The sequence below is a fragment of the Microbacterium sp. Gd 4-13 genome (assembly GCF_003095395.1).
In the GTDB taxonomy this organism is placed as follows: Bacteria; Actinomycetota; Actinomycetes; order Actinomycetales; family Microbacteriaceae; genus Microbacterium.
In genome coordinates this window covers 142,578-150,019 of the sequence record NZ_QEIJ01000008.1, presented here as the reverse complement: position 1 = coordinate 150,019, position 7,442 = coordinate 142,578, and the positions used below count along the sequence as shown (strand labels likewise).

The 7,442-nt window shown below is 69.8% G+C and carries 6 protein-coding genes; 1 reads left to right on the top strand and 5 read right to left on the bottom strand.

The features are described 5' to 3' along the window. Both DEA06_RS14275 and DEA06_RS14270 read right to left on the bottom strand, forming a co-directional pair. A partial coding sequence (locus DEA06_RS14275; RefSeq protein ID WP_133241786.1) for a metallophosphoesterase family protein occupies nucleotides 1-1,804 on the bottom strand: 1,804 nt, incomplete at its 3' end. Between the two features lie 2 nt (nucleotides 1,805-1,806). Next, complete coding sequence (locus DEA06_RS14270; protein ID WP_133241785.1) at nucleotides 1,807-3,927, bottom strand: fibronectin type III domain-containing protein; 2,121 nt, start codon at nucleotides 3,925-3,927, stop codon at nucleotides 1,807-1,809. Between the two features lie 434 nt (nucleotides 3,928-4,361). On the opposite strand from DEA06_RS14270, the gene DEA06_RS14265 reads away from it, so the two are divergent. Beyond that, entirely contained in the window at nucleotides 4,362-4,634 is a 273-nt protein-coding gene (locus tag DEA06_RS14265; protein WP_116648669.1) for a hypothetical protein, read from the top strand. 36 nt (nucleotides 4,635-4,670) lie between these two features. Here DEA06_RS14265 and DEA06_RS14260 read toward each other — a convergent pair whose 3' ends face one another. The 3 genes from DEA06_RS14260 to DEA06_RS14250 all read right to left on the bottom strand — a co-directional run bounded on the left by DEA06_RS14260 (nucleotide 4,671) and on the right by DEA06_RS14250 (nucleotide 7,423). Then, complete coding sequence (locus DEA06_RS14260; protein ID WP_116648685.1) at nucleotides 4,671-5,444, bottom strand: SURF1 family cytochrome oxidase biogenesis protein; 774 nt, start codon at nucleotides 5,442-5,444, stop codon at nucleotides 4,671-4,673. A gap of 98 nt (nucleotides 5,445-5,542) precedes the next feature. Next, the gene (locus DEA06_RS14255) at nucleotides 5,543-6,658 is read right to left on the bottom strand and encodes a GuaB3 family IMP dehydrogenase-related protein (RefSeq protein WP_116648668.1); all 1,116 of its coding nucleotides are present in this window, start codon (nucleotides 6,656-6,658) and stop codon (nucleotides 5,543-5,545) included. A gap of 123 nt (nucleotides 6,659-6,781) precedes the next feature. Then, the gene (locus DEA06_RS14250) at nucleotides 6,782-7,423 is read right to left on the bottom strand and encodes a TMEM175 family protein (RefSeq protein ID WP_116648667.1); all 642 of its coding nucleotides are present in this window, start codon (nucleotides 7,421-7,423) and stop codon (nucleotides 6,782-6,784) included. Between the last annotated feature and the right edge of the window lie 19 nt (nucleotides 7,424-7,442).

Genomic DNA, 7,442 nt, shown 5'->3' with positions numbered 1-7,442 from the left:
TCGAGCGCTGCGACTCGATGATCGGATACGGACCCCGCACGACCTGCCCGAACGTCTCATCGGCGATCGAGACGACGACCCAGTTCTTGTTCTGCTGACCCACGTACAGCAGCTTGTTCTCCTCGTCGATGCCCAGATCGCGGATGTTCTCGGGCAGAGTCATCTCGCGGAGCACCGCGTCGGTGTCGGGGTCGATCTCGAAGATCTTGCGCCCGTTCTGGTCGCCCAGGTAGAGCACGTCGCGCTTCTGGTCGTACGCCACGCCCGCGGGGAGGGCGGCCGTGGAGGAAGCACCCGCCGTGCCGTTCGGCATGACCGCGTCGAGTTGGGCGGTCTGCTCGTAGTCGAACTCGCCCACGGGCACCTCGGGATCGGTCGGATCCGTGGGGTCTGTCGGGTTCGGGTTCTCGCAACCGAGGCACGGCGAGGGGGTACCGGGGTCGATGACCTGCGGCTCGACGCCGTCGACGACGAGCTTGGTGTCACCGCTCTTCGTGATCGTGAATCCGTCGAAGAAGGCGCCGTCGGCCGTGCGCGACTCGAAGCGCATCGTTCCGCCGCTGACGTCGATCATCTGGTACGTCTGCAGACCGGCCTCGAGACGCCGGAGGTGTCCTTCGTTCTCGTTCCAGTGACGGGGACCTGCGTTGTAGAACTTCGATCCGACGCTCGAGGTGACGTACACGGGACCGGTCGAGCTCAGCTCGGGGTCCGCGCCCGCGGGCAGGTTCTTCTCGTTCGCGAGCAGATTGCCCCGACCGTACGCGTGGTCATGACCGTTGAGCACGAGGTCGACGTTGTTGCGCTCGAGGATCGGTCCCCACTGCTGGCGGATACCGAGGTTGTTGCGCCCCTCGTCGAGCGAGTACACGGGGTGGTGGAAGTACACGACGGTCCACTGCTGGGTGCTCTCATCGAGCACCTTCTGCAGCCAGTCGCCCTGCACCTTCAGCCCCTCGGTCGAGGAGACGTTGCTGTTGAGGGAGATGAAGCGCACGCCCTCGTGGTCGGTGTAGTAGACCGTGCCGTCGAGCTCGTCGTAGATCGACCCCTCGCCCTGCGGACCGTTGTCGGGGTAGGTGTACATGCTGTCCCACTGCGGTGACAGGCGCCCCTCGTACTCGTGGTTGCCCGGTGTCGTGAGCAACTCCTGCGTGCCGAGACCGTACGAGAACGCCTCGTACAGCTCGCCCCACTGATCGTCGGCCTCCGCGTCGTTCACGAGGTCGCCGATCTGGAGCACGAGGTCGGCATTGGGCCGGTCGCGGAAGGCGTTGCGGACGACGCGGGAGGCGTCGCTGAGGATGCCGTTCTGCACGTCCCCGAAGTAGAGGAACGAGAACGTGTCGGCGTCGTCGGCGGCGGAGGTGTCGAAGTCCTGCCACTCGCTGAAGTTCGTGCCGTCGCCGACGCGGTACATGTAGGTGACACCCGGGCGCAGGCCGGAAAGGGTGGCCGTATGCACGACGTTCGTGTAGCCGAACTTCGTCACCTGCTCGACCCGCTGCTGCGCGTCGAGCGACACGATCCCGCCCGGGTAGGGCTCGGCGGTCATCGTGCGGTACTCGACGACGCCCTGGCGCACCCCGGTCGACGATCGCCACGACACGACCTGTTGCGTCGTGGGGTCGGCCCCGGGGAGCAGGGTGATGCGGTCGGGCACGATGTGCGGCGCGTAGCGCTCCGCCGCGGGGACGGATGCTGCGGATGCGGGCGCCGTGGCGACGAGCACGCCGCTCGCAGCGATGACGCCGAAGGCGACGCCGGCGGCCAGGACGCGGCCGGCTGTGCGGAAGCGAGCCATGATCAGGAGGCCTTTCGGTTGCGGAGGACGGAGCGGCTGACGATAACCCCGCCGCCGATGGCGAGTGCGCCACCGAGGACCATGAGGCTGACGGGCAGCGCGGCGCCGGTGGCGGGGAGGGTTGCGGCGGCGCCGGTCGACGCCTGCGTGACGGTGATCGCCGCGCTGGCGGTGCGGCCGGAGTCGAGACCGGTCAACACGATCGTGTGCTCGCCGGGCTCGGTGCCCGCCGGGATGGTCACCTCTGCGGCGATCGCGCCGCTCGCGTCGGCGGTGCTCAGCGCGAGCGTGACCGGCGCCGAGTGCAGCTCGATGGCGACGCGCTCACCCGGCGTGAAGCCGGTGCCCGACACGGAGAGCGAACCGCCCGGCGCCACCACGCTGTCGCCGATCATCATCGCCGTCGCGGTGCCACCGCTGCCCGGGGTGGGCGCGGGGGTCGGCGTCGTGGTGGGCTGACTCGTCGGCGTCGGAACCGTGGTCGGCTCCGGTGTCGAGGTGGGCTCGGGCGTGCTGGTCGGCTCCGGCGTCGAGGTCGGCTCCGGCGTGCTCGTCGGCTCCGGGGTCGCAGTCGGCTCAGGCGTGCTCGTCGGCTCCGGCGTCGCAGTCGGCTCCGGCGTGCTCGTCGGCTCCGGCGTCGCAGTCGGCTCCGGCGTGCTCGTCGGCGTCGGGGTGGGCTCGGGCGTCGGTTCCGGGTCAGGGGTGCCGGGGGCAGCGACGCCGTCGCGGGTCGACCCGGGCCCGCCCGTCCAGGCGGTGTCGTCGGTGGTCACGAGCTTGGCGCCCGCAGCATCCTTTTTGATCGTGAAGGCATCGAACAGAGCGCCGTCGACCGTGCGCGCCTCGACGTGCATGCGTCCGTCCGAGGTCACGTCGACCGTCTGGAACAGCTGCACATCGCGGCCGACCACACGCAGGTTCGCACCGTTCGCGGTCCAGTTGTTCGCGCCCGCCGGGTCGGGGATGTACATCTTCGGCCCGGCCACGCTCACGAGGTAGACCGGACCCGTGTGGCTCGTGGCGGGATCAGCACCCCCGGGCAGGTTCTGCTCGTTCGCGACGAGGTTGCCTCGACCGTAGGCGTGGTCGTGACCCTGCACGACCAGGTCGACGTCGTACTTCTCGAAGAGCGGCTGCCAGGCGTTGCGGAGCACCGCGTTGTCACGGCCGCTGGTGACCGAGTACATCGGGTGGTGGAACGTCACGACCGTCCACTGGTTCGGGTTGTCGGCGAGCACGCCGTCGAGCCACGCGGTCTGCGCGTCGCGCGCGGCGGCGACACCCGCCTGGGTCGAGTCGAGGGTGATGAACCGCACGCCCTGGTAGTCGACGTAGTAGACGGTCTCGCTCAGGGTCGGCTGCGACGCGGGCCCGTTCAACGGGTACTCGAACTGCGCGCGCCAGTTGCGCGAGAGCACGGCGGACGGCCAGTACTCGTGGTTGCCCGTCGCGGCCAGCACGTTGAGGTACTGGTTCGAGAACGCCGCAGCCTCGTGCCACTCACCCCACTCGGCGTCGCTGTTGTCGGTGTCGATGAGGTCGCCGGCGTGGACCACGGCCCGCGCGTAAGGCCGGGCCTCGAAGGCGGCCCGGAAGGTGCGCGACGTGTAGGCCTTGTTGTCGTTCTGCGCGTCGCCCTGCACGAGGAAGCTGAAGTTGCCGGGGGTGTCGCTCGCGGTGGTGAACTCCAGCCACTCCCCCCACGTCTCGCCGTCGCCCACCCGGTAGATGTAGGTCGTATCCGCCGTCAGTCCTGCGATCGTGGCGGTGTGGTGCGCGACCTGGTAACCGAGGTCGGCGTCGTACCGGACGGTCGAGGCCGCATCGACGGACTGCGCACCGCTCGGCGTGCTGGGCCCGCTCAGAGCCCATTCGACGCGAGGCGTGGTGACCGCGTCGGAGGTGCGCCAGGTCACCGACTGGCTCGTCGTCGGGGTCGCCGTCGGGGTCAGGATCACCCGGTCGGGCACCGCGGTGGGCGCGTGGACGGTCTTGGGGTCGACGGCCGGCGGGGCGAGCCCTCCTCCGGCGGCGACGGCGACGCCGCCTCCGAAACTGGTCAGTCCGATCACGACGGCCAGGCAGCCGGCCGTGATCATTGCGGGACGCGCGAATCGAGGCACGCGGAACACCTCTCAAGTGGGCCGGATCGACACCGGCAGAAGAGCGCACGGGGGCGCCGGCCCGCTCGGGTAGCGGGTTCACCCCGATTGTGGCGGGGCGCGGGGGCCCGCCCGCGGCGGATCGGTGAGATCAAGCGCCCGTTCCGAGAACATTCATCTGCATCGAAGACTGTTGTTCTCGGGGCAGTCTCACCGCCCCGCGTGGAGCCCTCGTCGTTCGCTGGTGCGACACCCGCCGTTCACCCATGACTGAGCCCACGACGCATCCACTGGGACTCTTCTATGGATCACGGCGATCACGTGCGGAGGGGGCGGGAGGCGAGTAGCCTCGCCGCAAGCCCCAGCCCCCGGCTGAACCCCGCAGACTGCTCGCCGCGAGCTCCACGCTCGGCACGACGTGGGATTCTCGCTGCAGCCTTCCTCTGGGAGAGACCGTGACCGACAACCTGCATCTCGCCGAGCAGAACTCGGCGCTCATCGCCACCGCCCTGGACGGGGAGTCCGTGGCGATGCCCGTCGTGGGCCATGTCGAGGACGACGAGAATCCCGTTCGGATGCTCGCGGTCGCCCTCCACCACGCTCAGACCGCCATCAGCGCCCTCACCGAAGAGGTCCGCGGCCTCCGCGACGAGGTCGACCGCCTCGGCGCGGATGGTTCGCGGATCACGACGGCCGATCTGCACCGACTGGGACTCGACCTGCCCTGAACCGGAGCGCCACCGCCCGACCGGGCGGCGCGCCCCTCACGCCGCGGCGTCTCCGGCAGCATCCTCGAGGTCTTCGATCTCCTTCTCCCAGGCGTCGCGGGCCAGGCGGTACCAGAGGTAGAAGGCGAATCCCGCGAAGACGGCCCACTCCGCCGCATAGAAGATGTTGAGCCAGTTGACGTTCGAACCCTCGGCGGGCGCGGGCGACGAGATGGCCTCGAGTCCGCCCAGCGGCTCGGCCGCCGTCAGGTAGGGGCGGTAGACCTCGAGACCGGCCGTGTCGTGCCACCGCGAGAGCAGAGCGGCGGGCGACATCCTCGGGATCTCCTGCGGGTCGGTCTTGGCGGGGACGGCGGCCCCCTCGTCCGAGATGATGCGCCCCGTCAGATCCGCGAGCGCCGGGGACGCGGCGGCCTGGGCAGAGAGGGCGGATGCGGCGGACTCCGCCTGCGCCTTGTCGCTCGTCCATCCCACCGCGACGGCCAGCGAGACCGGCGACGGTGAATCGGTGACGCGGAGCTGACCGGTGACCCAGTAGCCCGCGACGCCGTCGTTGAAGCGGGAGGAGACGACGATGAAGTCGTCGGGCACCCAGGTGCCCGACACGTCGACCCGCTGCCCCACGAGGGGCTCCTCGAGGTACTCTCCCGGCGCGACGACATCGGCGATCGGACGCACGACCTCGGTCGACCCCGGCGGGGGCGGCGAGGTGTCGATCGCCCGACTGAGCTGCCACTGACCGAGCCACGCGAAGACACCGGCCACGACGAGGCAGACGGCGAGCACGCCGATCCACCGGGGCCGCAGCATCACCTCGCGCAACGTGGGGGCGTAGGCCTTGACGGGGTCGATCATCGACGCGGTCACGGCTGCATCGTCACGGGGTGCGCTCGGGGCCGGGTCGGTCATCAGTGGCCGTAGGGCGCGACGACGACCTCCACGCGCTGGAATTCCTTGAGGTCGGAGTACCCCGTGGTCGCCATGGATTTGCGAAGCGCTCCGATGAGATTCGCGGTGCCGTCTGCCACGGGCGCCGGCCCGTAGAGCACTTCCTCGAGAGGGCCGACCTGCGAGACCCGCACACGACGCCCCCGCGGGAGCTGCGGGTGGTGCGCCTCAGGGCCCCAGTGGTAGCCGTGCCCGGGCGCATCGGTCGCACGGGCGAGCGCGACGCCGAGCATGACGGCGTCGGCGCCCATCGCGAGCGCCTTGACGATATCGCCCGAGGTGCCGACTCCCCCGTCGGCGATGACGTGCACGTAGCGTCCGCCCGATTCGTCGAGGTAGTCGCGACGAGCACCCGCGACATCGGCGACGGCGGTCGCCATCGGCGCGTGCAGCCCCAGAGTGGCGCGCGTCGTCGAGGCCGCCCCACCGCCGAATCCCACCAGCACGCCCGCGGCGCCCGTACGCATGAGGTGCAGGGCGGCCGTGTACGTCGCCGCACCGCCGACGATGACGGGCACGTCGAGGTCGTAGATGAACTTCTTGAGGTTCAGCGGCTGGTCGACCGACGACACGTGCTCGGCCGACACCGTGGTACCGCGGATGACGAACAGATCGACCCCCGCGGCCACGACGGTCTCGTAGAGGTCCTGGGTGCGCTGCGGGGTGAGCGAGCCCGCGACGGTGACGCCCGCGGCGCGGATCTCGGCGAGGCGGTCGCGCACGAGCTCGGGCTTGATGGGTTCGGCGTAGAGCTCCTGCATGCGGCGGGTGGCCTCGCCGTCGCCGAGCGAGGCGATCTCGGCCAGGAGCGGCTCGGGGTCGTCGTACCGCGTCCACAGCCCTTCGAGGTCGAGCACGCCGAGACCACCGAGCTGACCCAGCATGATCGCGGTGCGCGGGCTGACGACGGAGTCCATCGGTGCGCCGAGCACGGGGATCGAGAACTGGAACGCATCGATCGTCCACGCCGTCGAGACGTCTTCGGGGTTGCGCGTGCGCCGTGACGGCACGACCGCGATGTCGTCGAACGTGTAGGCGCGGCGAGCGCGCTTGGCGCGGCCGAGATCGATCTCCATACTCACCCCCTCAGCCTACCCGCGCGGCCTGACATCCCCCCGGGCCCCGCCGAAACACCGTTTCCGGGCGAGACGTACCGCCAGGCCGCGTGTCTTGGCCGATTCGCCTGTCTCGAGCAGAAGTCAGGATGCGGCGGAGTCGCGCGGAAGACCGCGTTGCAGCATTCGGGTGACGACCGGATCGAGGAGGAAGAGCGCGAAAGCGATCGACCCCGCGTAGGTCGACAGCGCGATGACGGCGACCGAGATGAGCACGGCGCTCAGCCCCGCCCGACCGATCGCGGTGGCCTGGTCTCGGGTGAGGCCCGGCAGCATCCGCTCTCTGTGGTGGCAGGCCCACATCCACTGCAGCCAGCTGATCATGACGGCGAAGAAGAACGTCACCGGCATCGCGACACGTCCGATGAGGAACGCGGAGTACTCCGTCGTGAGCCCGGTCACGAACGGGATGAGCACGATGAAGAGCAGCCGGGCGTTGTTGAGCCACACGACCACGCCGTCGACGCGGGCGACGTTCTCGAATTGCTGCGTGTGAGTCATCCACAGCAGGCACAGCAGCACGAAGCTCAGCACGAAGTTGAGGAAGAGCCCGCTCATGTCGCGCAGGCCGGCGAGCAGGTCTCCGTCCGACGACACCGTCCCGATCGAGTACGACGTCAGATCGAGCACGAGAAGGGTCGCCGCGATGGCGAACACCCCGTCGGTGAACGCCTCGAGACGACCCGTCGACTGGGTCGCGTCCGGGTGCGAGCGCCGTGCGAACATCCGCACAGCGTAGCGTCAG